Source organism: Pseudomonas sp. M1 (assembly GCF_022760135.1).
In the GTDB taxonomy this organism is placed as follows: Bacteria; Pseudomonadota; Gammaproteobacteria; order Pseudomonadales; family Pseudomonadaceae; genus Pseudomonas; species Pseudomonas citronellolis.
This window is the reverse complement of sequence record NZ_CP094343.1, coordinates 5,368,599-5,392,651: the sequence shown is the minus strand read 5'-3', so window position 1 is coordinate 5,392,651 and position 24,053 is coordinate 5,368,599. Positions and strand designations below refer to the sequence as shown.

The following is a 24,053-nucleotide window of genomic DNA, read 5'->3' as shown; positions in this document are numbered from 1 at the left end:
CGGTTTGTTCCGCACGGAAGGCTGTGTGTGCCGGCTATCCCCTGGGGATAGGTGTGCCGCAGGAGGTGCCGGTTATTCCTAGGACGCCTCGGGGTCGAGGTGTCGTGCCAGCTCCATCGCGTCGTGAAGCACACGACCGACGACGGTCACGTCGGTCTCCGTGCGGTAGATCAGGAAATGCCGCGGCCGACGTACGATGCCGCTATCGGTGCGGCCACGCTCCCGGCTCAAGTGCAGATGCCAGGAGCGCACGCCGTCGCCAAGCTCCGGTCGTTCGATACTACCGGGCCGGTCAGGTTGGGCGGAAACATCGCGCAACGCGGCCACGATCAACGCCTCGTAGCGCTTGCGTGCTACGTCGCCGAAGTGTTCGTGCGTCCAGGCCAGGATGTCGATGAGGTCCGTCTGTGCCGCAGCGGATAGTCGATATCGCGCCATCAGCGAGCTGTCTGCACCCGACCGGCGGCTTGTTGCCCCAACTGCCCGATGAAGTCTTCGAGCTTGTCATCGTCCACATCCGTATAGCGGCCGGCGGCCACATCGGCCCAGCCCGTCTTGGCGGCTTTCTGCAGCGCCTTGAGCTTGGTTTCTTCGAGTTGCTCGCGCCGCTCGATCAGGCGCAGGCCTTCGCGCAGCACTTCGCTCGCGTTCTGGTAACGCCCGGACTGAACCAGGGCCTCGACAAAAGCGTGTTGATGCTCACTGAGCACCACATTGCGGGTGGGCATGGTCTTGGCCTCCACGATGAAACAGCGTCAGAATAGCAGTGTTGGCATTTTATGCCAATGAGCCTCCCGGAAGGCTCCCTGTCCCAGCCATCCCCTGGGGATAGCCCGCTCGGTCAGGGGTCGCGCAGCGCCGCCCGCAGCCGTGCCAGGTGGGCACGCACCACCTCGGGGGATGCCGGTGCCGGTGCCGGTGCCGGTGCGGATGGCGGTGGACGAACTGCTGGCGCTACTGTGGCACCGTCGCCCGCCCACGCCTTGAACTCCCCGCGGATCGCCTTCTGGATGATGCCGAAGAGATAGCCGGCCGGGTTGCGCACCGCGCCGTTTCGGCAGCGTGCCGCCCACTCGTCGAGTACGGCCTGCCGCTGGGCCTCGTCCACCTGCTGCAGTGCCACCAGCGCACCGGCCTGCTGCTCGTCCTTCAGGCGCAGGAAACGCTCGGGTAGCCGCAGGTTCTGCAAGGCCCTCGCGCGCGGTACTGTACGTACTTCATTTATACGATCACTACGTACTGTACGGTCCTCCTTCGGAATCCGAAGAGAGCCGTCCGGCGCGGGTTTCGGCCCTGCTTCGGATTCCGAAGACGGGCGCGCAGCATTCCGAAGATGGGCTTCCTGGCCTTCTTCGGATTCGTGGTCCGCACCCTCCTGTGGATAACCTGGCGTCGTTCGGCCATGCAGCGCCATGCGCTGCGCCAGCACCTGCAGGCGGGTCGGCAGCGTGCGGCGCTGAGCAGCGGGTCTTCGGCAATCTCCTTGAGCGTGTTCATGCCCACGATCTGCACCGCCTTGGCGGCATGGGTCAGCGCCTGGCTGACCAGGCCGAGGTAGTCGGCATCGAGCTGCATCGCCTCGAAGGGCGACAGCGGTTCGTCGTGCAGCACATAGAGGTTGCCTTGGATGCGGCCGGTCTTCGGGTCGCGCCGTCGTCGCACCAGGCTCAGCCAGCGCGTCAGCCGCAGCAGCGTCAGGGCGCGCGCCACGGTCTCGTGCGATGCCTGCGCCGCGCAGGGCATCGAGGCCAGGTAGGGGCGCAATTGGTCGTAGGTGGGAAAGGCGGTCACGCCGTCGTCGTTGAGCTGCAGGCGGAACACCTGCCAGGCGTTGCGCTCCAGCGGGGTCAGGCGCCGGTCGAGGAACAGTCGGCGCGGCACGCTCTCATGGCGGTTGCCGCTGTAGAGAAACCCGTCCTGGCTTGGCGCCGTGCCCTGCGCCGGTTCCTTCGGCTCAAGGTGCCGCAGCGCCTCGTCGAACACCGCCGACAGCGCAACCGGGCCTTCGCGCCGTGGTGCGCCGGCCGTGGTCATGGCTACACCAGCCCCTGGTCGATCCAGTTCCGTATCGCCGACCAGATCACCGACATCGGCAGCCGGTTCATCCCCCTGGCGAGATCGAGGATGCGGCGCTCGAAGCGTGACAGCCCCGTCCACCGGATGGCCGCCTCGATCGGACGGTAAAAGACCTTGGCTTGGGGGCCGGATGAAGGTGGCTTTCGCATGGCTGCTCCCTGGTAACCGGATTCAGGACATCTGTTTCCCTCGTTGATTGGAATCGCTGCCGGCACGCACCTTCACGGCGCGAGACGGTGGCGGCTTGGCTTGTGGGAAAGGCCGGGATGACGGATGTTCACCAGAGCAGCCGCCTGTCGATATGGCACTTGTCCACCAGCACCGAGCCTCTGCGTGGCGGTATGCTTCAAGGGGTTGACTGCTCATGGCAGGATGGCTCGATAACGAGGTTTTGCTACAGACGCCATCAAGGCGAAAGACGGATTCGGTCTTCTCGCGTTAGAGCCTGGTCGTCACCGGCATGCAAGACAGCGACGGTCTGTCAGCAGACGCGGTTCGGGCGGAATCAGGTGTAGTGATGCCGCTTAGACGGGGTGCGACGAGGTTTCGGGCAAGACTCCAGCGGTCTGCCTCCAGATCGACAAAGCATGCCCCCCGTTTCTCGCACGCGTGCGAAAGAGCCGTTTGGTGGCTCCTGCAACGCAATCGAGCGGTGAAGAGGCGAGATCACCCGTCGGATTTCAAATGGTGCTGGCAGCCCGTTGTTACCTCCCCCGAACAGGACCGCTCGCAATGGAACAGCGCGGTCACCGGAACTGCAAGGGGCAGGCATGGGCTGGATTGACCGCCCTCCATTTTTGCGTTCAAATATGAACGATTATTTGGTAAATAAGCTCATATTTGAGGCCGTAAAAGATGTCTTCTTCCGAGCAAAAGCGTTCTGGCGCGCAGGTGGCGATGCCGCAGCCTGTCGCGCGCGCATTGCGCCGCCTAGGGCAGGACATCTCGGCGGCGCGGCGCATGCGCCGCCTGAGCCAGGAAGACCTTGCTCAACGCATCGGCACGTCCCTGAGCACCGTCAGGCGCATGGAAGATGGCTATCCCGGCACCGCGCTGCACACCTTCCTGCGCGCGCTGCACGTGCTGGGCCGGCTCGATGAACTGACCCAGGCGATGACCCTGGAGAACGACGCGCTCGGCATGGAACTGGTGCGGGAGCAACTGCCGCAGCGGGTACGCACCTCTGCCGGCAGGAAGCGGCAGGCAGCCCCCGTCGTCGACAAAGGCGATGTGCCCGCGCCGGCCGATGACCTGAAGGGATTCTGATGGCAGCGCCTCGGCCCACACGACGTCCGGACCTCGAAGTCCACCTGGGGGCGAGCGGCCTGGTCGTGGGGCGCCTACATCTGGGCAGCGGCCGGCGCAGCGCGTTCAGCTACGACGAAGGCTGGCTGCGGGATGCCCGTTTCTTCACGCTGTCGCCCGATCTCCAGCCGGTGGCCGGCGTGCAGCACCCCCGGCAGGTGTTCTTCCTCGCGCTGGAGGACACCGCGCCCGACGCCTGGGGCGAGCGCGTGATCCGGCGCGCCCATGCGAAGCTGCGGCAGGAAGACCGCGACACGCCCGCCCTGGACCCGGTGGACTTCGTGATGTGGGTGGATGACGAGGCGCGCATCGGCGCGCTGCGCCTGTTCGATCCGCAATCTGGCGCCTACCTGCGCGCCGGAGGAGCGAATCGGCGTGTACCGCCCCTGGTGGAACTGGACAAGGTGCTCCACGCGGCCCGCGCCCTGGAAGACGGAACGGAAAGCGTGCAGGACCTGCGCTACCTGCTGGGGCAAGGCACCTCGCTGGGTGGTGCCAGGCCCAAGTCCACGGTGCGCGATACCGATGGACGCCTGGCGGTCGGCAAATTTCCCAGCCAGGCGGATCGGCGCGACGTGATCCGGGGCGAAGTGCTGGCCATGCAACTGGCGGACGAGGCCGGCATCCGCGTGGCGCCGGCGCGCGTGGAAGTGATCGGCGGCACGGCGGTCGCCGTCATCCGGCGTTTCGACCGCACCGACGACGGCGCTCGCATCCCCTACGTGTCGGCCGCGACGATGCTCCAGTCCGATGGCCGAGACGCGACGCATGCCTACACCGAACTGGTGGATGTGCTGCTCCAGACCGGCGCCGATCCGATTGCCGACATCCATGAGCTGTGGCGCCGGCTGGTCTTCAATTTCCTGATCTGCAACACCGACGACCACCTGTGCAACACCGGCTTCCTGTACGACGCGCGCCAGCGCGGCTGGCGCCTGTCGCCGGCCTTCGACCTGAACCCGATGCCGGGCGACCGTCGGGAGAGCAAGACCTGGCTGACCGAGGATGCGGGCGTCATCGATAGTCGGGACATGCTGATGGCCGCGGCGCCGTATTTCAGGCTGGATCCAGCGCAAGCGGGAGCGATCTGGAACGAGGTGGCCCAGGCCGTGGCGGGCTGGCGCGCGGTGGCCCGGGGCTTGGGCATGCGCGGCACCGACCTGCTGGACTTCGAGCCGGCGTTCGTCGAATCGACCACGCCCTGACAACGCCGGCAGGAAATGCCGCTACGGCCGGAAATCGTCCCGGACTGTTGCGACCAACGCCGCGCACAGCCAGCGATAGCCGATGCGTTCCTGTTCCAGCCGCAGTTGTGGCCGGATTCGATCACCGCGCAAGTCGTCGTAGAGAGCGGGTTCATCATCGACCAGTCGGGACAAGGGCAACGTATGGCGTTTGTCGAGGGGCTCCTCACCCCATTGAAGTGCGTGGGCCATCAGGGTGGAGCGGTCCATGAGAAACGAAGCGGCCAGCGGGAAATACTTGCGCAGGCTGTCCAGAATGGCAAAGCCATGGGTATCGATGTCTCCCCAATAGTGCAGAGAGGCGCGATGCAGCCAGTCGGCCCGGGCGAGCGCTCCCCAGCCATAGCCAGCACCGAACACGACGATGGCACCGGACACCGGCGGAAAGGCCAGGAAGTTCACCTCGTTTTCGGTGATGAAGACACGCTGCGCAGGCAGTGCGAGCGCGGCGAAGCTGTCCTCATCCAGGGTGATGTCGGTCAGGCCGGTGCAGCCGGGAAGTTGGGGCAGTTGCGGATCGAGCAAGCGCAGGCGGATGCGAACGGGCTTTTCCAGAAAGCCGTAGCGACGGGCAAACCCGGTCATCCCGGTTGCAGCAGGCTCAATGGCTTCAGTCGGCAAGGCCAGGTCCAGCCACTGAGCCAGCGTACCGCGATGCGCTTCAATGAACTTGCTGTCCACGCCCGGAGCATCGACCTGCCGAAGATAGACGCCGGGGCGCGGATGGGTTTGCACCCAGGCCACCACGGCCAGCAGGCGCGGCCAGTGTTCGGCCAGTGCCAAGGTCTGCAACGGTGCTCTGTGCAGCCACGGCAGCAGTGCGGGTTGCGCTTCGGCAGTTTGCTGCCAGAGCGCCTGGAATCGGTGGGCATCGCCGGTCTTACCGATCATCGCCAGCGCGTCTTCCAGCGTATCGATCCAGAGCGTATCCGGCAGGCGCTGCCGTCCCTGCACCCGGTGCGTCCACTCGCGCCATTCGATGCGCACGAGTGGCATGGCGCTGATGTCGCGCACCCAGCCGCGCACGGCATCGAAACGGTTGCTGAGATCGGCGGCGGACGGCGATTTCAGCGACAGACGCAACGGCCAGCCCAGCGTGCCGTCGCCGACCACGGCACGCAGCAACTCGCCGCGCTGCCACAGCCGTTCGATCTGCGCGCGAAGGTCGGCGGGCTGGCTCCATGTCATACAGCGCCGCCCCTGGCGGCAGCCTTCTGTGCCCGGTATTCCTCGATGCTCAGGCTGCGCAGCCGCGACTCACGGCCGCCTTCGTTGTGCACGAAGCCGACGCTGGACACGTATGGCTCGATGATGTGGATCTTCTGCAGCGGCGTGATGATCAGCAGTTGCAGGTTGAGCTGGCGGAACAGTTCCAGCCCATACTGGGCCGATTCATCCGAGCCGCGCCCGAAGGCTTCGTCGATCACGACAAAACGGAACGAGCGAGAGCGCACCGCCCCCCATTCCAGGCCGAACTGGTAGGCCAGGCTGGCGGCCAGCACGGTATAGGCCAGCTTCTCCTTCTGCCCGCCGGATTTGCCGCCGGAGTCGGAATAGTGTTCGTGCTCGGCATCGTCCTCGCGCCAGCGCTCGCTGGCGGAAAACAGGAAGCCGTTGCGCACGTCGGTCACCTTCTGCATCCAGCGCCGGTCGATCTCGGCCAGTCCCTCACGCCCCCGGAAGCGGTCGATGATGGCTTTGACCTGCAGGAACTTGGTCTCGGAATACTGTTCGTCTTCCGAGCCGCTCAGCGCGCCTTCGGTGCAGGCACGCAGATCCTGCAGGAAGTCGCGGATCTCCGCATCGGGGCTGGGTTGCGCCAGCAGCCGGATGTAGCGTCCGGGGTTGTAGTCGATCACCTGCAAGGATTGGTTGATGACATCGACCCGCTCCTTGATCGTTTCCCGCTCGCGCGCGAGCTGGGCATTGAAGTTGGCGATCTCGTTGATGGTATTGACGTTGAGCAGTTCCTTGAAACGCGCTTCGAAGCGCGGCAGGTCGTCGTGCTGCAAATCCTTCATCAGTCGCTCGAACTCGGGCAGCGCGGCCAGGCTGATGTCGATCTCGGCGGTCTCTGCCTTGAAGGCCTCCTTGAAACCGCGCATGGCGTTGATGATGCGTTCGGTCAAGCGTGAGAGACGCTTGTCTTCGGCATCGATGCGCGCCTGCAAGCCATTGCGCACGTCCTGTTCGCGGTTGTCGCAGGATTCCACCGTGAGCTGGTGGTCGCCCAGGACTTCGGCGCGCCAGCCCTCAAGAGATTGCAGCAACATGTCGTCGAGTGCGGCTTGCGTCTGGATTTCGAGAGCCTGCGCATGCTGTGCCTGGGCAGTTTCGTGTTTGCTGCGGATTTCTCCGCGTTTGCCTTGTGCCTCGCCAAGATCGTCTTCGATCTCCTTCAGGCGCTCAACGACCTGCGCCAGTTGGCTTTCCAGTTCCCGCAGGGTATCGGAGGCCGCCTTGAGGCGGTCGCGTTCCTCGGTCAGCCGGGCAATCTCGCGTGCCGGTGCCTGCCAGTCGATTTCGCTGTAGCGGGTGAAGACTTCGAGCTTGGCCAAGGCCTCCAGTTGCGCCTGGCATTGCCCGCGCAATCGCTGTGTGTTGGCAATGCGCAGACCGATGTCGCCCAGTTGCTGTTCCAAGCCCTCGCGTTCGTCGCGCAAGATGCGCAGCTTGTCGGCGTTGCTCCAGCCCAGCACGTAGCGGCTGCGGTCGTCGATGCGGCGGCGGTCGTCCTTTTCGTGGCGTCCGCTCGGGTCCTTGATCTGTCCGGCGCGGGTGATGGCGCGGGTCTCGCGGCGGAACTGCTCGGTGTTGTCGCAGCAGGCCAGGTCGAAGCGGTGGTGCAGTTCGCGTTCCAGCCAATCGTAGTGCTGCGTGTCGGGCTTGATGAGCAGCTTGCGCACCAGCGACTGGGGGGGCAGGCTGACGGCCTGCGTGGACTTGCGCGCACGCACGTGGAAGTACACCAGACGCGTGCCAAGGTGCTGGCGTTCCACCCAATCGGCCACGTCCTTGTAGTGCACATCCGGCACCAGCAGGGACAGGCCGAAGCCATGCAGCAGGCGTTCGGCCGCGCCCTCCCAGTCGCGTTCGTCCTCGCGCACCTGGATCAGTTCACCGGCAAAGGGCAGGTCTTCCTCTGCGATGGACAGGGCGGTGCACAATGCCTCGCGGATACGCACTTGGGCCGCGTCGATATTGCTCTTGCGACGCGCAAGGCTGTCGATCTCGTCGCTGAGCGCTTTGTGTTCTTCCTGACCCCGCCGCAGCGCATAGCCGTCTTCATTGATCTGCGTATCGTGGTCCGCAATGCTTGTACGCAGCGCTTCGGCGTGTTCTCCGATGGTGGATCTTTGTGTCATGAAAGCAGCTTCGTCTCCCGGCGCTGCTTCGCCAATGCGCGTCAATAGCGTGGTGTACGCGTCGGCTTTCTCCTGCCGTTGCTGTTTCTCGGCCTCCTGCTGCTGAATGGCGGCAGCGAGTTGTTGCAGCCGGTCGCCGCCGTTCTCGCGCAGTGCGCCTTCGAGTTTCCCCTGCTCGATTCGGGCGTTGTCTCGTTGCTCTCCCAATTGCTTGATGCGGGCATCCCAGCGCGTCGCATCCTGAGTCAACAATTCCAGGCGCCTCTCCAGCAATGCTGCCTTCAAACCGGCAAAGTACGGGCGTAATGCATCGCGTCCTTGGCGCAGCGCCTGGATCTCGCCGGTGATTTGCCCGTGGCGAAGGCCATCCTCCACCAGCGGAGCCAACAACTCGATCTGGCGCTTGGCCTTGAGTACCGACTGGTGGGCGCGGTCGAGGTCATCGAAATGGCCGAGCAGTGCCTCGATGCGGCGCCCTACGTCGAACGGTTCGAGCATGTGGCTGCGCACGAAATCGGTCAGATTGCCAACCGATTTCATGGAAACCGTCTGATGGAACAGTTCCAGTGCCTGCTCGTGCTCGATGCCGAAGCGGCGGCGGAACCAGGCGCCGTAGGGCGGGAAGCTGTCGTTCAGTTCGCAGCCCATCGCGCGTAACTTCTTGCGCAGGCCGTTGATGTCGCTGCCGAATCCGGAAAAGTGCTCGGTGATGGACAGTTCCCGCTCTACAGCCACGAACAAGCGCGCAGGCTGGCCCTGTGGTTCGCGAAACCAGAAGACTTGCGCCAGTGTGACCGCCTGGCCGTAGCCTTCGTTGCGGAATACACCCAGGATCACGCTGTAGCTGGTGGTGTCGCGTAGCGCCACCGGGCGGGTGCTGCCGGTGGTTTCGTTGCGCTCGCTCTTGTAGTGGCCCAGCACGTAGGACCGCAGTGATCGTTCACGCGTCTCGGCGCCTGCAGCCTTGTTGTAGGCGATGCGTTGCGCCGGCACCAGCAGCGTGGTGACGGCATCGACCAGGGTGGATTTGCCCGAACCGATGTCGCCAGTCAGCAGGCCGTTGCGCCCATCGAGTTCATAGCGCCAGACACGCCGGTCGAATGTGCCCCAGTTCAGGACTTCCAGCCGCTGCAGGCGAAAGCCGACGCGGCTGTCGTCGGCCACGAAATCGAGCTCCTGTGGCGAAAAATCGTTCATCGGCCGGCTTCCTTGTCGCGATCGGCACCTGACAATGCGGTGCGATAGCCCTCCAGGCGTGCATCGAAGTCGGCCAGCCACTGTGCATCGACGAACGCCTTGAGGATGCGCCGTACCTCGTAGCGAGTTGCCTGCTGAGCTGCGCCAGCAGCGGGCTTGAGCTTGCGCAGATAACCCAGTTCCACCACCTTGGTGATGGTCGAATCCACTTGGTCGATGAGGCGCGCCTCGTTGGTGCCGTCCGGCAGGAACACGCGCATCAATTCGGCGATCTCCTCGCGCGACAGCACCAGCCGGGTATCGCCGCCGCTGGCGTCGGATTCGGCCATGCGCTTGCGCAGCAAGGCCAGCATCAGGCTGACCGGGTAGGACAGCGGCCGTCGCGCGATCAGGCGTGGCGGACGGGGTGTGGCGTCCGCATGCTCCGGCTCCGGCTGACTTTTGAGGAAGGCGTAACCCTCGGCTTCGTCCAGTACCAGATCCAGCAACAGCACCGCCGCCTGCTCCCGCACCCGCGCTTGCAGGCTCAGCAGGCTGGCCCACAGGCGCTCGTCGTCCTGACGGTACAACACGCCTTTGAGCAAATGCACCATCAGTTGCGAGAGTTCCGCGACAACGGGCGGGCGGGACTCGGTACTGCCTTCTGGATCATCCTGGTGCATGTCGTTCATGGCTCTTCGCTCTATCCGTCGCAGCTTGCATTCAACGCGCAAAAATAACGCGGGGCATTCGCGCCCGCCGTCGTACCGTTGAGCCATCGCTGTCCTGCATGGCCCATTCGACGATCTCCTGCACATCGTCATCCACCGTGGCCCTGAGGCCATCCAGCCCGCGGCTGCCCGCGTGCGCCAGTTCCAGCCAGGTCACCAGCTCGGCCAATCCCTGTTGCAGCGGCTGCGTCTCCAGCAACGCGCGCAAGCTGATCTGCGACTGCTGCCGCAATGCCTGCCGCAGGGCCTGACGCAGGCGGGTCTTGTCCACGACGTGCTGGTCGAACAGGCGTGCGGTGTCGATGTCGTCGTCACCGTCCTCAAGGACCAGTTCCGCCAGGCGTGGCTTGGCATGAAGCGCGAACAGGGGGCGTTCCTGCGGCAAGGCGATGTCCGCGCCCATCTCGTCGAGGCGTATCACGTCGCCGGCCGGAGGCATGTCGCGCAAGGCCAGCGCCTTGGTTTCGATGCCGTGCAAGAGTTCGAGGATGCGGCGGTTTTCCTGGAAGGCCCGGTCATCCAGGAAGCGGCGCAGTTGTTGCGACAACTGCGCTACCGTGCGTTGGGTATGTTCGCCCGCTTCCAGCCAATCGTGGTGCACCCGGCGGGTGCGCGGCTCCGGCTTGAGCGCAACCACGGCGGGCAGGCCGAGGATCTGGTCGAGCCGTGCGGACAGTTCTTCCTGGCGACGGCTGGACATCAGGAAGTCCCAGAATGCACGGAAGCTGCGCCCCTGGTCGGAATCCCCGATGGCGTCGCGCTCGCCCATGACCTCGTCGAGCAGCGCCCCCTTGCTCCCGTCCCACAACGCGATCTTCTCGCGGACGCTGCGGTCGAGTTGGCGGAAGTTGTGTTCCACCTGGCGAAAATCGCTCAGCAGTTCGCGCGCCAACTGCTGGAATTGCAGGAAGCGATCCTTGATGGCCGTGTCATCCATGAGCGGCACATCGCCGGACAGGACGCGGCCAATCTCGGCGTCGATCTCATCGCGCTTGCGGCGCAGTTCCTCCAGGCGCTTGGCTGGATCGGCCTCGCTTCCGGTGCTGATCTGCTCCAGCAGCGCGAACAAGGTCAGCAGGCGCGATTCGGTACCGACGAAAGGCCGTTCGGTCAGCGACACCAGCCAGGCGATGGCCTTTTCCGTGGCAGGGGTGAGATCGAACTGGGCCTCGTCGGTGCCGGGCTTGTAGAATTTGCGCAGCCAGCCCTTGTCCGGCGCGCACCAGTCATTCAGGTATTCGGTTGCGGCTTTCGGATACGCCTCGGCACCGAGCTGTTCGCGCAGGGCAAACAACTCGTCTTCCAGCATTTCGGCCAGATCCGCTTCGCTCGTCAGCCGCACGTTCGGTGCAACGAACACCCGGTACAGGAAGCTTGCTACCAATGGCGCATGTGGCGAGGCGAGCAATCGCCATGCAGGATGCCGATCGCGGTATGTCGTGAGCGTGAGGTGGTCCAGTGCCATGATGGGCTGCCTATTCGAGCCGTTCGTTGACAACGACGTCTCGATCCGAATTTACGGATCGGCTCGCCCGGCAAGCGTGAATCAAGGCAGCGTGGTCACTCATGCGAAACCGCCTCCAGGTAAGGACGCATGACATTTGCGACCCGACAGACCTTGGCATGGCGCCATAGGTCATCGGCTGAAGCCTTGCGTGTCCTCCAGGCAGCTGCCTCAATGGCCACGTCCAGGCCGATCTGGTTGCGGTGCTTGAAGCAGTCCGCCACGGTTTTTGCGGCACTGTAGATCCGCAGTCTAGCGCCGTCGCGTTCGTGCTCATCAATGCCCGAGGCATAGGCATCACCCGCCATCTGCACCATCTTGATCGGCGGCTGCTCGATACGTGGGGTGTGGCTGCCGCGAGGCATGGCAATCCAAACCTGGCGAGGCAGTTGCGTGGTCAGTTCGTGGAACTGGAGTGCCGTCAGCAAGCAGAACACGGCTTTGGGAACCTTGACTGCAATCGTGGCAAGGTCCTCGTGCTCGGACATGGGGGTGCCTGGCAAACGGTAGAGGCCGCGCCCGACACGCTCCAACTGCCCGGAAGTAGACAGACGTGTCAGCACCACCCGCGGCGCGGCGATGGTGTCCAAGTCGCTGGTGCGCAGGAAGCCCTGCTTGTGGAGCAGGGCAAGAGCGCGCTGGGCATGTGAGGATCTTTCCATCGTCCCAAAGGTGTTCCTTGATTTCGTTGATCTTATACATCAAACGATAGAATGAAACTCGCCTGCCTGGAGCGCGCGTTGATGACTGATCGCGAATGTCCGCAGACAAATGCGGACAGTATCTGGTTGCCGATGCGGTTCGACCGGTACATGATCTGGCCTGATTCCGTAGCGCCAACGGAATAAACCCGTTATCAATCAACGATATGAGTGCGGCGTGATGTTCCCTTCGCCCGCTCCAGAACACCCTGCCAAGCCCCTGAAATGCCTAGCGTTTCGGGGGTTTTGCTTTTTGGGGGGCGGGAAGGTGTCGAAAAAGTGTCGAGGCATACTTGCTCATACGCACTTGGGCGCAGAGAGCCATCACCCGATAGGCCCCACCAAGCAGTAGCGAATCAATTGCTGTTCCACACTCTGCTTCTGGCGTAAGACCAGGATAACCGCGACCTCGCCTTGCTCTTCGTGTAGTTCGTAAAAGACGCGATAAGGGCCGGTATTGAGTTCGCGATAGTTCAACACCCCCAAAAGGCTTGCCTGCTGGCTGATAGGGTAACCTTGGGGTGTAAGAGAAATCTTCTCTTCAATCTCATCCAAAAGGCTCAGCACTGACTGGAGTGCAGCCTGCGAACCTTGGAATTGAGCCAAGTGGTGTACTTGGTCTTCGATGCTTTGTTCTGCGGTATCGGTGAGACGGATGACGAGCTTGGACATCGAACCTCCTTATTCTGGTTGATCGAACCTCCTGGAAAGACGAGCTTTCAGATCATCTACAGAGCGATGTTTGCCTTCTGCGTATTGACGAGAGCCGATCGCAAGCAGCTTCACCAACGCAATTGCTTCGTCACGTTGCTTTCGTTCTGCATATGACTCAATCACGTAGGCAGGAACACCGTTCTGTGTGACGACCATTGGCTCGGATAAATCCAGGTCAGCCGCATGGCGTTTCAAATAACTAATTGTCTCGACTCGCATGAGTCGGTACCTCCATTGCTGTGGGAACACTCAAGGCCTGGAGCTCAGGTTCTACGGTGTTCGAACTCCACCAGGCTCCATATCCAGGCAACCGATGGGATTCACACGTCGACAGTTGAATCTGCCGATCGGTTTCGTATCGTAGCCTGAATTCGGACCGAATTTGAACCGTCTGCGGACGCTTTTTTCTTTGCCTCTGCCAACACTGTGACGTTCAGCCTATGAGCGGGTTGAATCGCGCATCACTACCCAAATGGCGATTGCTTCAATGAGCAGCGCGGTTCCGACTGTGCTGAATCCTTCGGCTATCCCTCATCCCTAGCTGTGAACCCAGTTCACAGCCCCTATGCCACCAACGGGGATTATCACCCCGCCCCCGGCTCCCTACCCTGCGCAGACCAGGGCCCATGAGGCCCTGGACAATCACAAGAACAATCCTGCGTGCCGAGGTGCTGTCGATGAACGCGACGCCTGAGAACCCACCCAAGAACCGCCTGGGCCACGGCCTGAAGAGCCGCCAGGTGACCATGATTTCCATCGGCGGCGTGATCGGCGCCGGGCTTTTCGTCGGTTCCTCCAATGCCATCGCCACCGCCGGGCCGGCGGTGTTGCTGGCCTATCTGCTGGCTGCGGTCATCGTCGTGCTGGTGATGCAGATGCTTGGCGAGATGGCCACCGCGCGGCCGGACACCGGTTCCTTCTCGTCCTATGCCGACCAGGCCATGGGGCGCTGGGCCGGGTTTTCCATCGGCTGGCTGTACTGGTGGTTCTACGTGCTGGTGATCAGCATCGAGGCCATAGTCGCCGGCAACATCCTCGCGCCCTGGCTGGGCGTGGCGCCCTGGGTGGCGGCGCTGGGCATCACCCTGGCGCTGACGCTGTGCAACTGCCTGAGCGTCGGCAACTTCGGCGAGCTGGAGTACTGGCTGGCGTTGTTCAAGGTGGTTTCCATCGTCGGCTTCATCGTCCTCGGCGTGCTGGCGATCTTCGGCTTGCTGCCGGGTTCTTCCACTTCCGGCGTGCAGCACCTGTATGCCGACGGCGGTTTCATGCCCAAGGGCCCGGTGTCGGTGGTGGCGGCCATGCTCACGGCGATGTTCAGCTTCCAGGGCAGCGAGATCGTGACCATCGCCGCCGCCGAGACCAAGGAGCCGCGCGCGAATATCCGCAAGGCGATCCGCGCGGTGGTCTGGCGCCTGGGGCTGTTCTACCTCGGCTCGATGCTGGTGGTGGTGTGCCTGGTGCCGTGGAACGCGCCGGGGCTGGCGCAGGGTTCCTACCAGTCGGTGCTGGCGGCGATGAACATTCCCTACGCGCCGCAGATCATGAGCGTGGTGGTGCTGGTGGCGGTGAGCAGTTGCCTGAACTCGGCGATCTACACCGCCTCGCGCATGGCCTACTCGCTGGCCTATCGCGGCGATGCGCCGCGCGCCTGGGGCCGCACCAACCGCCGCGGCGTGCCGCTGGGCGCGGTGCTGAGCACCGCCGGCGTGGCCCTGCTGGCGCTGGGCGCGAACTACCTGCTGCCCAAGGAGGTGTTCGACTTCCTGCTCGCCTCCAGCGGAGCCATCGCCCTGCTGATGTACCTGGTGATCGCCATCACCCAGCTGTGCATGCGCCGCAAGCTGCGCGCCAGCGGCGAGCCCCTGGCGGTGGAGATGTGGGCCTTCCCCTGGCTGACCCTGGCGACCATCGCGCTGATCGTCGGCATCCTGGCGATCATGTCGGTGTTCCCCGGCCACCGCGGAGAACTGCTCACCACCCTGGCCCTGAGCGCCGTGCTGGCGGGCATCGGCCTGTACCTGCAGAAGCGCCAGCCGCAGCTCTCCGCGCAGCGCGCGCAGGGCGGCTTCGGCGAACTGGCGGCGCTGTGACGCCGCTTCACAACGCCTGTGCCGGCGGCCCGGTTTTTCCGCCGCCGGAGCACACCTAACCTGCCCGTGGCGCGGCTCGCCGAGCCCGCCGTGGCCTTCCCCAACCGCCTGATAGAGAGTGATCGATGAGCATCGCGATGAAGCCGGACGAACTGGCGATTCCCTACCAACTGCCGCAGGTGCCGTTCATGGCGCCGGACATGGTCCTGCCCGGCGTGCTGGACCAGTGGCTGGAAGACGACCGGCTGTGGGTCCCGGTGACCGCCAGCGTCTCCTTCAAGCCGCTGCTGCTGAGCGTGAGCGGCGGCTACTACATCAACCTGCTGCGCGTGCGCCAGAGCGGCGTGCTGTCGCGCCATCGCCACACCGGCGGCGTGCACGCGCTGGTGCTCAAGGGCCGCTGGTGGTACCTGGAGCACGACTGGATCGCCGAGCAGGGCTCCTTCGCCTTCGAGCCGCCGGGCGAGACCCACACCCTGTTCGTGCCCGAGGACGTCGAGGAAATGATCACCTGGTTCCACGTCCAGGGCGGCTACACCTACGTCGATCCGCAGGGCGTGGCGGTGGGCTACGAGGACGTCTTCACCAAGCTGGAGGCAGCGCGCCGGCACTATGCGTCCATCGGCCTGGGCGAGGACTACGTCGAGCGCTTCATCCGCTGAAGCGGGCCGGCACGGTGGGCGCTATGCTCGCCGCCACGGCGCATCGAGGACCGGACATGGACAACTATTCGCAACTGCTGGCCTTCATCTGGGCGGTCGAGCACGGCAATTTCTCCGCCGCGGCGCGCGCCCACGAGATGACGCCTTCGGCGGTCAGCAAGCTGATCAGCCGCCTGGAGGATCGCCTGCAGGTGCGCCTGTTCCAGCGCGGCACGCGGAGCCTGACGCTGACGGAGGAGGGCGCCGCCTACCTGCGCAGCGCCCGCGCCGTGGTGGAGGCGATGGCCGAGGCGGACTCGCTGGCCGAGGCGCTGCCGACGCGGGTCAGCGGCACCCTGCGCATCCACACCATGACCACCTTCGCCAAGCACCAGATAGCGCCCTGGCTGCCGGAGTTCCTCGACCGCTACCCGGCGCTGCAGGTGGAGATCCAGGTCGGCGCGCAGTACGTCGACCAGTTCGAGCAGGGCCTGGACCTGGCCATCCACAGCGGCGTGCTGCCGGACTCCAGCCGGGTGACCCGGCGCCTGGGCGAGACGCAGTGGATCACCTGCGCCGCCCCGGCCTACCTGGCGCGCTGCGGCACGCCGCGCCATCCGCAGGAGTTGCTGCGCCACCGCTGCTTCCAGTTCAGCTTCGACAGCCCGTGGAACCGCTGGAGCTTCCGCGCAGGCCCGGAGCGCCTGAGCGTGCCGGTGACGCCCGCGGCGACCTTCGCCCAGGGCGACCTGCTGCGCGACATGGCCCTGGCCGGCGCCGGCATCGTGCGCCTGGCCGACTTCCATATCGGCGCCGACATCCGCGCCGGCCGCCTGGTGCAGGTGCTGGAGGAATACCCTTCGGACCTGCGCGAGCCGGTGTACCTGATCTATGCCAACCGCAAGCACCTGAGCCCGAGGATCAAGGTCTTCCGCGACTTCCTCGAACAGCGCCTGCGGGAGGCACCCTGGAGCCTGTCCTAGGGCAGTCCGTTACGACCCTTTCACGAGGCGCCCGCATGGCGGGCGCGATGCAGGAGTAGACCATGGCCCATCTGGTGGGTGACGTATCCAGCGCCGCGCGCATTCTTCCCGACCTGGACGGCGAGAAGCTGTTCATCCAGCGGGGCAGGGGAGCCTACCTCTGGGATGCCCAGGGGCGGCGCTACATCGATACCGCGCTGGGCTTCGGCGCGGTGCTGCTCGGCCATTCCGAGCCGGCGGTGATCGAGGCGGTGGGCGCCGCCCTGCAGGATGCCGCCGCGCCGTCCTGGGCCCACGTGCGCGAGCATGCCGCCGCCGACTGCCTGGCGCGCCACGGCGGCGCGCTCGACAAGGTGATCTTCACCAACTCCGGCAGCGAGGCGGTGCACCTGGCCTGCCGCGCGGCGCGCGCCTACACCGGCCGGCCGCGCATCGCCAAGATGGCCGCCGGCTTCGACGGCTGGTTCGACGAGGTGACCCTGGGCAACGTCGGTTCCGCCGAAGCCACTTTCGCCCCTGGCGAGCGCCCGGCGAGCGAGCGCCTGACGCTGCTGCGCTACAACGACTTCGACGACGTCGAGCGGCTGTTCGCCGAGCACAGCGACATCGCCGCCGTGCTGCTCGAACCCATGCTGGCCAATGCCGGCTGCATCATGGCCGCGCCCGGCTACCTGGCGCACGTGCAGCGCGTGGCCCACGCCCATGGCGCGCTGGTGATCAGCGACGAGGTGCTGATGGGCTTTCGCCGTCACGCCGGGCTGAGCAGCCTGTACGAGGGGCTGGACCCGGACCTGGCCAGCGTCGGCAAGGCCATCGGCAATGGCGTGCCGGTCTCGGCGGTGCTGGGCAAGGCGCACATCCTGGCCGGTTTCGAGGAAGGCCGGGTGCTGCGCGGCGGCACCTTCAGCGGCAACCCCATGGCCTGCGCGGCGGTGCAGGCGACGCTGGCGCAGCTCGAAGACGCCGACTATGCCGCGCTGATGGCGCGTGGCGAGGCGCTTCGCAGCTGGCTCGAGCGGCTGTTCCGCGAACGCGGCATGCCCCTGGCCACCAGCGGCTACGGCAACGTCTTCGGCCTCTGGCCGGCAGAGCAGGCGCCGCGGGACTTCGACGAAGCCGCGCGCATCGCCAACCCCGGCTTCAGCAAGGCGCTGCACCTGGAACTGCGCCGCGCGGGCCTGTTGCTGATGCCGTCGCCCTATGGCCGGCTGTACCTGTCCTTCGCCCATACCGATGCGGTGGTGGAGGAGATGAAGGCGGCGTTCGAGCAGGCGGTGGGGCGCTTGGCCGAGGTGCTCTTGTAGGAGCGAGCTTGCTCGCGAACAAGCGCGGCGCCATGCGGTTCGCGAGCAAGCTCGCTCCTACGAAAAGCCGTGCTCGCCTGCAACGTAGGAGCGAAGCTTCTCCGCGATAGCCGGATGTATCGGCGCGCTTCGCGGATAAGATCCGCTCCTACGCTGCCCCACCTGCGCCATTCCCCTGTAGGAGCGTGCCCTGCGCGCGATTTCGCGGGCAGGGCCCGCTACAGGTTGTGGGCTTTCAGGCTTGCTGGCGGGCGCTTTCCTGCAGTCGCCGGGGCTCGGCGATGGCTTCTTCCCCGGCCAGCTTCTGCGCCGCCGCCGGCTCGTTGTCGGTGTTGACCGAGCGGCGGAAGCCCTTGATGGCTTCGCCGAGGTCGCTGCCCAGGTGTTTCACCCGCTTGCTGCCGAATACCAGCAGCGCCACCAGCAGCAGGACCAGCCAGTGTTTCCAGTCGAATATGCCCATCACCATGTCTCCAGGTCGCGGTTCGGTTGTTGTTATTGGCGCCTGCATTTTTGGTGGGTGGATTCTGCTGCAGAAGTCACTATCCAACAGATAACCTGGACTTTTCATGGATCGCTCAGGTGGCCGATCTACGGCGGGAGGGCAGGGCTGGAGACTTTTCCGCGAAGAGTGGAATTTTCTTAAGAGTATTCGCTTGGCTTGTCCGCTGAATATTTATAACTAATTGATTTTTAAGTATTTAAATCGTGGCATGGTAATTGATTGGGGGTCGCCGGCGCGGCACGCAAGTGGCCGCGCGCCAATCCGATAACAACAAAAGGCCGGCACTCCCATGTTCGATCAATCCGTTCGCCTTCGCGTATCCCGCCTCGCCTGCGCCATGCTCCTGGCCGGCGCCGCCACCTCGGCCCTCGCCACGGAGGGCGGCACCTCCTCCTGGCCCATGGGCATCGAGATCTACGGGATGGGCATCCTTCCACCGCCTGGCACCTACGCCCAGCTGTTCGCGGGCAACTACCTGGCCGATACGTTGCGCGACAACGGTGGCCACAAGGCCGCCGACATCGACCTGCGCGTTTCCACCCTGGTGCCGCGTTTCGTCTGGGTGACCGAGCAGAAGGTGCTGGGCGGCGACCTCGGCTTCCACGCCCTGCTGCCGCTCACCGACATGCGCCTGAACATCAAGAATGGCCCCCACGACCACAAGCGCGGCATCGGCGACGCCCACCTGGGGCCGGTGATCGGCTTCCACCCGAGCGAGAAGTTCCACGTGGCCACCGGCGTCGACTTCGTGCTGCCCACCGGCAGCTACGACAAGGACGACATCATCAACCTGGGCACCCACTACTACACAGTGCAGGCGGTGCTGGCGATGACCTACGTGGACCCGGCGGGGCCCAACGCCGACATCCGCCTGATGCACGACTACAACTTCGAGAACCGCGCCACCGACTACCAGTCCGGCCGTGAACTGCACGCTGACTACACCCTCGGCTGGGGCATGGGCAACGGCTGGGTGCTCGGCGTCGGCGGCCACGCCTACCAGCAGATCAGCGACGACAAGCTCGATGGCCATACCGTCGAGGATTCCCGCGGCCGGACCTTCTCCATCGGCCCGGCGGTGCAGTACGCGAGCAAGGACGGCTGGTTCTTCAGCGCCAAGTGGCAGGACGATACGGGCGTGCGCAACCGCCCGGATGGGCAGACCTTCTGGTTCAAGTTCACCACGCCGCTTTGAGAGGGTAGGGGTTCTTCGTAGGAGCGGAGCTTCTCCGCGATAGCCGGAACCACCGGCGCGATTCGCGGATGAGATCCGCCTACGCTGCCCCGCCTACGCCATTCCCCTGTAGGAGCGCGCCCTGCGCGCGAATCGCGGACAAGGTCTCCTACGGTAAACATGACGCCCCGTAGGATGGGTTGAGCGAAGCGATACCCATCACCATGGCCCGATGGGTTTCGCAAGCTCAACCCATCCTACGAAAAGCGCCTCGGCACAGTTCGCAAGACAGTTGCGGCCTCAGCGCCCCTTCAACCGGTAGCTGACCTGGGCGCGGCTCATGCCGAGCATCTGCGCGGCGGCGGTGATGTTGCCGCCGGTGCGTTCCATCGCCACTTGCACCAGGCGTCTTTCCACGTCTTCCAGGGAGATGCCGAGGGTCGGGTTGCGGCCGGAGACGAAGGCGAGCAGGCTGGCCAGTTCGGGTTCTTCCACGGCCTTGCCGGGCGCTGCCTCGGGCGTCGCTGGCGCCTGCGCGGGCGGTTCGCTGGCGGTTTCGGCGAGGGGGCGGGACAGCCGGCCTTCCGCCGTCAGCCCTATGGGCGCGGCTATCGGCGCGGCGCCGCCTTCGGCCAGGTGGATGACGTCCATCACCTCGCCATCGGCGGCGGCGATGACGCCGCGTTCGATGAGGTTCTGCAGCTCGCGGATGTTGCCCGGGAAGCGGTAGGTCAGCAGCGCGTTGACCAGGCGCGTGCTGAAGCCCGCCAGTTGCCGGCCGTGGCGCAGGCTGAACTTGCGCAGGAAGTAGCTCATCAGCAGCGGGATGTCTTCCCGGCGCTCGCGCAGCGGCGGCAGGTGGATGGGGAAGACGTTCAGGCGGTAGAACAGGTCCTCGCGGAAGCGCCCGGCCTCCACCTCGCGGCGCAGGTCGAGGTTGGTGGCCGCGACCACCCGCACGTCCACGCGGATCGCCGTGGTGCCGCCGACCCGCTCCAGCTCGCCTTCCTGCAGCACGCGCAGGATCTTGCTCTGCGCGGCCAGGCTGAGGGTGGCGATCTCGTCGAGGAACAGGGTGCCGCCGTTGGCCCTTTCGAAGCGCCCGGGCCGCGAGCGCTCCGCGCCGGTGAAGGCCCCGCGCTCGACGCCGAACAGCTCGGCCTCCACCAGGTTCTCCGGCAGGGTCGCGCAGTTCAGCGCCACCAGCGGCCCCTGGCTGCGCTTGCTGGCCTGGTGCAGGGTGCGGGCGAAGAGTTCCTTGCCCACGCCGGATTCCCCGGTCAGCAGCACCGTCGCCTGGGTCGGCGCCACCCGCTGCAGCAGTTGGCTGGCGGCCATGAAGGCGGCGGAGATGCCGACCATCGGCTGGTCATCGTCGGGGCTGGGCAGCGTGGCGACCGTGGTCGCCTGGCTGCTGCCGTAGGTGCTGCGGCCGAGGAAGTCGCTGGCGTCCAGGTGGGCCAGGTCGGCGTCGATGTCGTCCCATTCCTCCGCCGGCTTGCCGATGATGCGGCAGGCGTGGTGGCCCATGGCGCGGCACTCCACCTCGCGGAACACCACCAGGCGCCCGAGCAGCGACGAGGCATAGCCGCTGGCGTAGCCGATGCCCATCCAGCACGAGGGCTCGCTGCCCAGGCCGTAGGTGGCGATGTGCTCGTCGGCCTCCAGCGAGTTGTGCCAGAAGAACTCGGAGTAGAAGTGGCCGATGCTGGTGTCGATCTCGAAGTTGATCGGCTCGACGTTGACCATCCCTTCGAGCATGTGCAGGCGCGGCCCGGCGCTGTACAGGCTGGCGTGGTCGCCCTCGGGCCACTGCTCGCTGACCTGCGCCGCGTCGCGCGCGCCGGCCTGCCAGCCGATGCGGGTGAGCAGGCCGCGGGCCTTGTCCAGCCCCTGGGCCTCGATCAGTTCGCGGCGGATGGCGCCGAAGGCGGAGCCCTGCAGCAGCATCATGCGCTGGCCGCACAGCCAGATGCTGCCATCCTGGGGAGAGAAGGCCACGGTCTCGGCCAGTTGCTCGGCAGAAGGCAGGCCCCGTGGATCGAATTGGCAGGCGCGGTCGACGATCAGGCGTTTCTGCCGGCTGAGCATGTGCCGGAAGAACTCTTCGTCCACCGCGCGCCCGTGCTTGCCCGGATTTGTAATAGTCATAAGGCAGTTCAAGAAGACGCAGGCTGGTCTGGGGAGTATGCCGGCCCGGCCACGGCGGTCAATCGGATTCCAGTCTGAGGGGGAGGGGCGGCGAGCGCAAAACGTACGATAACCGCACGAAATCCCGTTTTTGGCCGCGTCCGTCGAGCTTTCTCCAGCGCCGCGATTTTCTCTGCACAAAATTCCGCGGCCGCCGCGCCGCCAGCGCGAAAGGCGCCGCAGAAATCCTCCGATAAAATAACAACTATTTGTTTTTAAAGGATATTTTTATAAAAAGCGCAGCTGGCACGATAGTTGTTAATGCCGAAACACTTGCAACTGAAAAATCCATAACAAGAAACCGGTGATTTCGACATGAACATCTTCCGCGCTTTCCGCCATGCCCGTGCGCTAGCCCATCCCGCCCTTGCCCGGCGCCGCCCGGCCCGCCCCGGCGACTGACCTTCGCCCAGCCCGTTTCCCTGTTTCCGTGGCCTTCGCCCAGGCCGGCGGCGGCCGTCCCTCGTCCAGACAAGAGGCACCAGCAACGATGAGCACCAGACCCCAGCCCTACCAGAACCTCGACCTGCAGCCGATCGCCGGCGCCTGGCGCGCCGGGAGCAGCGGCCGGCACATGGAAGTCGTCGACCCCTACACCGGGCAGAGCCTGCTGCGCCTGGCCCTGGCCGACCGCGCCGACCTCGACGCCGCCTATGCCAAGGCCGCCGAGGCCCAGGTGGCCTGGGCCGCCAGCGCGCCCGCCGAGCGCGCCCGGGTGATGCTCGAAGCGGTGCGCATCCTCGATGCGCGCCGCGAGGAGATCATCGACTGGCTGGTCCGCGAATCCGGCAGCACCCTGCTCAAGGCACAGATCGAATGGGGCGCGGCGCGCGCCATCACCCTGGAGGCGGCCAGCCTGCCGAACCGCGTGCACGGGCGCATCGTCGCCTCCAACGTGCAGGGCAAGGAAAGCCGCGTGTACCGCGTGCCGCTCGGGGTGGTCGGGGTGATCAGCCCGTGGAACTTCCCGCTGCACCTCACCCAGCGTTCGCTGGCCCCGGCCCTGGCCCTGGGCAACGCGGTGGTGGTCAAGCCGGCCAGCGACACCCCGGTGTCCGGCGGCCTGCTGCTGGCGCGCGTGTTCGAGGAGGCCGGGCTGCCGGCCGGCGTGCTCAGCGTGGTGGTCGGCGCCGGCAGCGAGATCGGCGACGCCTTCGTCGAGCACCCGGTGCCGGCCTTCATCTCCTTCACCGGCTCGACCCAGGTCGGGCGCAACATCGGCCGCATCGCCAGCGGCGGCGCGCACCTCAAGCACGTGGCCCTGGAGCTGGGCGGCAACAGCCCCTTCGTGGTCCTGGCCGACGCCGACATCGAGCAGGCGGTGAACGCCGCGGTGGTGGGCAAGTTCCTCCACCAGGGGCAGATCTGCATGGCGATCAACCGCATCATCGTCGAGCAGCCGGCGCTGGAAGCCTTCACCCGGCGCTTCGTCGAGCGCGTCCAGGCGCTGCCCTACGGCGACCCGCGCAAGCCGGAAACCGTGGTCGGCCCGGTGATCAACGACCGCCAGCTGCAAGGCCTGCGCGAGAAGGTCGCCAAGGCCCTGGACGAGGGCGCGCGCCTGCTGGTCGGCGGCGAGCCCCAGGGCAACGTCATGCCGCCCCACGTGTTCGGCGACGTGCACGCCGGCATGGAGATCGCCCGCGAGGAAATCTTCGGCCCGCTGGTGGGCATCCAGGCCGCGCGCGACGCCGAGCATGCGCTGGAGCTGGCCAACGGCAGCGAATACGGCCTGTCCAGCGCGGTGTTCACGTCGAGCCTGGAGCGCGGCGTGCAGTTCGCCCAGCGCATCCACGCGGGCATGACCCACGTCAACGACATGCCGGTCAACGACGAACCCAACGCCCCCTTCGGCGGCGAGAAGAACTCCGGCCTGGGCCGCTTCAACGGCGACTGGGCGATCGAGGAATTCACCACCGACCACTGGATCACCCTGCAGCACTCGCCGCGGCCCTATCCCTTCTGAGCGGCCGCCGGCCCCACCAATCCAATAACAAGATGGAGTACGAAATGTCCTTATCCTTCGACAGCCCGGCTGTGAAACGGACCTTCGCTGCTTGCCTTTGCGTGCCCTTGCTCGTGCTGGCCGGTAGCGCCTTCGCCGACGGCGACGGCGTGTGGAAAGGCGGCGCCAACGTCTACGAGAAAGTCTGCGGCCGCTGCCACGAGACCGGCATCGGGCCGGAGCTGAAGGGGCGCCAGCTGCCGTCGCCCTACATAGTCGCGGTGGCGCGCAACGGCCTGCGGGCGATGCCGGCCTGGCCCGCCTCCTTCATCGACGACAAGGCGCTGCAACAGGTCGCCGACTACATCTCGCAGGCGCCCGCGCCGGCGGCCAAGCCCTGAG

At 65.5% G+C, this 24,053-nt stretch carries 21 protein-coding genes and 2 pseudogenes; 9 read left to right on the top strand and 14 right to left on the bottom strand.

Features of this window, described 5'->3' with window-relative positions; translation table 11 throughout:
- Positions 1–78: 78 nt before the first annotated feature.
- From PM1_RS23735 to PM1_RS23715, 5 genes and pseudogenes are all read right to left on the bottom strand, one after another.
- The gene (locus tag PM1_RS23735) at positions 79–438 is read right to left on the bottom strand and encodes a type II toxin-antitoxin system RelE/ParE family toxin (RefSeq protein WP_009618237.1); all 360 of its coding nucleotides are present in this window, start codon (positions 436–438) and stop codon (positions 79–81) included.
- Positions 438–728 carry a type II toxin-antitoxin system ParD family antitoxin gene (locus tag PM1_RS23730; protein ID WP_009618238.1) on the bottom strand — a complete coding sequence of 97 codons (291 nt, stop codon included), beginning with the start codon at positions 726–728 and terminating at the stop codon, positions 438–440. The genes PM1_RS23735 and PM1_RS23730 overlap by 1 nt, the downstream gene beginning before the upstream one ends.
- Before the next feature lie 113 nt (positions 729–841).
- The gene (locus PM1_RS23725) at positions 842–1,189 is read right to left on the bottom strand and encodes a hypothetical protein (protein WP_238603216.1); all 348 of its coding nucleotides are present in this window, start codon (positions 1,187–1,189) and stop codon (positions 842–844) included.
- A gap of 32 nt (positions 1,190–1,221) precedes the next feature.
- A complete protein-coding gene (locus PM1_RS23720) occupies positions 1,222–2,034 on the bottom strand; it encodes an STY4528 family pathogenicity island replication protein (protein ID WP_009618239.1) in 813 nt (270 codons plus the stop codon).
- 2 nt (positions 2,035–2,036) lie between these two features.
- Positions 2,037–2,123: pseudogene (locus PM1_RS23715) on the bottom strand (coproporphyrinogen III oxidase); the annotation flags it as partial.
- Between the two features lie 808 nt (positions 2,124–2,931).
- On the opposite strand from PM1_RS23715, the gene PM1_RS23710 reads away from it, so the two are divergent.
- Together PM1_RS23710 and PM1_RS23705 are read left to right on the top strand one after the other, a co-directional pair.
- Positions 2,932–3,342 (top strand): helix-turn-helix domain-containing protein, encoded by a 411-nt coding sequence (locus PM1_RS23710; protein WP_009618242.1) that lies wholly within the window; start codon positions 2,932–2,934, stop codon positions 3,340–3,342.
- Positions 3,342–4,586, top strand: a complete 1,245-nt coding sequence (locus PM1_RS23705) for a type II toxin-antitoxin system HipA family toxin (protein WP_009618244.1) — start codon at positions 3,342–3,344, stop codon at positions 4,584–4,586. Before PM1_RS23710 ends, PM1_RS23705 begins: the two co-directional genes overlap by 1 nt.
- A gap of 21 nt (positions 4,587–4,607) precedes the next feature.
- Here PM1_RS23705 and PM1_RS23700 read toward each other — a convergent pair whose 3' ends face one another.
- The 7 genes from PM1_RS23700 to PM1_RS23670 form a co-directional block, all read right to left on the bottom strand.
- A complete protein-coding gene (locus tag PM1_RS23700; RefSeq protein ID WP_009618246.1) occupies positions 4,608–5,813 on the bottom strand; it encodes a DUF3322 domain-containing protein in 1,206 nt (401 codons plus the stop codon).
- Positions 5,810–9,187 carry an ATP-binding protein gene (locus PM1_RS23695; protein WP_009618248.1) on the bottom strand — a complete coding sequence of 1,126 codons (3,378 nt, stop codon included), beginning with the start codon at positions 9,185–9,187 and terminating at the stop codon, positions 5,810–5,812. The genes PM1_RS23700 and PM1_RS23695 overlap by 4 nt, the downstream gene beginning before the upstream one ends.
- Entirely contained in the window at positions 9,184–9,858 is a 675-nt protein-coding gene (locus PM1_RS23690; protein WP_009618249.1) for a DUF4194 domain-containing protein, read from the bottom strand. The genes PM1_RS23695 and PM1_RS23690 overlap by 4 nt, the downstream gene beginning before the upstream one ends.
- A 31-nt stretch (positions 9,859–9,889) precedes the next feature.
- Positions 9,890–11,362, bottom strand: coding sequence for a DUF3375 domain-containing protein (locus PM1_RS23685; RefSeq protein WP_009618251.1), 1,473 nt, complete (start codon positions 11,360–11,362; stop codon positions 9,890–9,892).
- A 95-nt stretch (positions 11,363–11,457) separates the two neighbouring features.
- Positions 11,458–12,063 (bottom strand): type IV toxin-antitoxin system AbiEi family antitoxin domain-containing protein, encoded by a 606-nt coding sequence (locus PM1_RS23680; protein WP_009618253.1) that lies wholly within the window; start codon positions 12,061–12,063, stop codon positions 11,458–11,460.
- A gap of 363 nt (positions 12,064–12,426) precedes the next feature.
- Positions 12,427–12,774, bottom strand: a complete 348-nt coding sequence (locus PM1_RS23675; protein WP_009618255.1) for a type II toxin-antitoxin system RelE/ParE family toxin — start codon at positions 12,772–12,774, stop codon at positions 12,427–12,429.
- A gap of 9 nt (positions 12,775–12,783) precedes the next feature.
- Complete coding sequence (locus PM1_RS23670) at positions 12,784–13,035, bottom strand: type II toxin-antitoxin system Phd/YefM family antitoxin (RefSeq protein ID WP_081884705.1); 252 nt, start codon at positions 13,033–13,035, stop codon at positions 12,784–12,786.
- 458 nt (positions 13,036–13,493) lie between these two features.
- On the opposite strand from PM1_RS23670, the gene PM1_RS23665 reads away from it, so the two are divergent.
- The 4 genes from PM1_RS23665 (at position 13,494) to PM1_RS23650 (ending at position 17,837) form a co-directional block, all read left to right on the top strand.
- Positions 13,494–14,909: an amino acid permease gene (locus tag PM1_RS23665; RefSeq protein ID WP_009618257.1), complete on the top strand. Its 1,416-nt coding sequence runs from the start codon at positions 13,494–13,496 to the stop codon at positions 14,907–14,909.
- 125 nt (positions 14,910–15,034) lie between these two features.
- Positions 15,035–15,571 (top strand): 2,4'-dihydroxyacetophenone dioxygenase family protein, encoded by a 537-nt coding sequence (locus PM1_RS23660; RefSeq protein WP_009618259.1) that lies wholly within the window; start codon positions 15,035–15,037, stop codon positions 15,569–15,571.
- A gap of 56 nt (positions 15,572–15,627) precedes the next feature.
- Complete coding sequence (locus tag PM1_RS23655) at positions 15,628–16,533, top strand: LysR family transcriptional regulator (RefSeq protein ID WP_009618261.1); 906 nt, start codon at positions 15,628–15,630, stop codon at positions 16,531–16,533.
- Between the two features lie 62 nt (positions 16,534–16,595).
- Positions 16,596–17,837, top strand: a complete 1,242-nt coding sequence (locus PM1_RS23650) for an aspartate aminotransferase family protein (protein ID WP_009618263.1) — start codon at positions 16,596–16,598, stop codon at positions 17,835–17,837.
- A 304-nt stretch (positions 17,838–18,141) separates the two neighbouring features.
- Here PM1_RS23650 and tatA read toward each other — a convergent pair.
- Positions 18,142–18,300: pseudogene (tatA, locus tag PM1_RS23645) on the bottom strand (twin-arginine translocase TatA/TatE family subunit); the annotation flags it as partial.
- A gap of 379 nt (positions 18,301–18,679) precedes the next feature.
- Here tatA and PM1_RS23640 point away from each other — a divergent pair.
- Complete coding sequence (locus tag PM1_RS23640) at positions 18,680–19,537, top strand: SphA family protein (RefSeq protein WP_134163477.1); 858 nt, start codon at positions 18,680–18,682, stop codon at positions 19,535–19,537.
- Between the two features lie 279 nt (positions 19,538–19,816).
- Here PM1_RS23640 and PM1_RS23635 read toward each other — a convergent pair whose 3' ends face one another.
- Complete coding sequence (locus PM1_RS23635) at positions 19,817–21,667, bottom strand: sigma-54-dependent Fis family transcriptional regulator (protein WP_009618269.1); 1,851 nt, start codon at positions 21,665–21,667, stop codon at positions 19,817–19,819.
- A gap of 529 nt (positions 21,668–22,196) precedes the next feature.
- Here PM1_RS23635 and PM1_RS23630 point away from each other — a divergent pair.
- Positions 22,197–23,672, top strand: a complete 1,476-nt coding sequence (locus tag PM1_RS23630; RefSeq protein WP_009618271.1) for an aldehyde dehydrogenase family protein — start codon at positions 22,197–22,199, stop codon at positions 23,670–23,672.
- A 44-nt stretch (positions 23,673–23,716) separates the two neighbouring features.
- Positions 23,717–24,052: a c-type cytochrome gene (locus tag PM1_RS23625; RefSeq protein WP_009618272.1), complete on the top strand. Its 336-nt coding sequence runs from the start codon at positions 23,717–23,719 to the stop codon at positions 24,050–24,052.
- Position 24,053 lies beyond the last annotated feature (1 nt).

Coding starts and splice junctions, on each gene's coding strand:
- PM1_RS23735 (WP_009618237.1), bottom strand. CDS start 438: ATGGCGCGATATCGACTATCCGCTGCGGCACAGACGGACCTCATCGAC.
- PM1_RS23730 (WP_009618238.1), bottom strand. CDS start 728: ATGCCCACCCGCAATGTGGTGCTCAGTGAGCATCAACACGCTTTTGTC.
- PM1_RS23720 (WP_009618239.1), bottom strand. CDS start 2,034: ATGACCACGGCCGGCGCACCACGGCGCGAAGGCCCGGTTGCGCTGTCG.
- PM1_RS23710 (WP_009618242.1), top strand. CDS start 2,932: ATGTCTTCTTCCGAGCAAAAGCGTTCTGGCGCGCAGGTGGCGATGCCG.
- PM1_RS23705 (WP_009618244.1), top strand. CDS start 3,342: ATGGCAGCGCCTCGGCCCACACGACGTCCGGACCTCGAAGTCCACCTG.
- PM1_RS23700 (WP_009618246.1), bottom strand. CDS start 5,813: ATGACATGGAGCCAGCCCGCCGACCTTCGCGCGCAGATCGAACGGCTG.
- PM1_RS23695 (WP_009618248.1), bottom strand. CDS start 9,187: ATGAACGATTTTTCGCCACAGGAGCTCGATTTCGTGGCCGACGACAGC.
- PM1_RS23690 (WP_009618249.1), bottom strand. CDS start 9,858: ATGAACGACATGCACCAGGATGATCCAGAAGGCAGTACCGAGTCCCGC.
- PM1_RS23685 (WP_009618251.1), bottom strand. CDS start 11,362: ATGGCACTGGACCACCTCACGCTCACGACATACCGCGATCGGCATCCT.
- PM1_RS23680 (WP_009618253.1), bottom strand. CDS start 12,063: ATGGAAAGATCCTCACATGCCCAGCGCGCTCTTGCCCTGCTCCACAAG.
- PM1_RS23675 (WP_009618255.1), bottom strand. CDS start 12,774: ATGTCCAAGCTCGTCATCCGTCTCACCGATACCGCAGAACAAAGCATC.
- PM1_RS23670 (WP_081884705.1), bottom strand. CDS start 13,035: ATGCGAGTCGAGACAATTAGTTATTTGAAACGCCATGCGGCTGACCTG.
- PM1_RS23665 (WP_009618257.1), top strand. CDS start 13,494: ATGAACGCGACGCCTGAGAACCCACCCAAGAACCGCCTGGGCCACGGC.
- PM1_RS23660 (WP_009618259.1), top strand. CDS start 15,035: ATGAGCATCGCGATGAAGCCGGACGAACTGGCGATTCCCTACCAACTG.
- PM1_RS23655 (WP_009618261.1), top strand. CDS start 15,628: ATGGACAACTATTCGCAACTGCTGGCCTTCATCTGGGCGGTCGAGCAC.
- PM1_RS23650 (WP_009618263.1), top strand. CDS start 16,596: ATGGCCCATCTGGTGGGTGACGTATCCAGCGCCGCGCGCATTCTTCCC.
- PM1_RS23640 (WP_134163477.1), top strand. CDS start 18,680: ATGCTCCTGGCCGGCGCCGCCACCTCGGCCCTCGCCACGGAGGGCGGC.
- PM1_RS23635 (WP_009618269.1), bottom strand. CDS start 21,667: ATGACTATTACAAATCCGGGCAAGCACGGGCGCGCGGTGGACGAAGAG.
- PM1_RS23630 (WP_009618271.1), top strand. CDS start 22,197: ATGAGCACCAGACCCCAGCCCTACCAGAACCTCGACCTGCAGCCGATC.
- PM1_RS23625 (WP_009618272.1), top strand. CDS start 23,717: ATGTCCTTATCCTTCGACAGCCCGGCTGTGAAACGGACCTTCGCTGCT.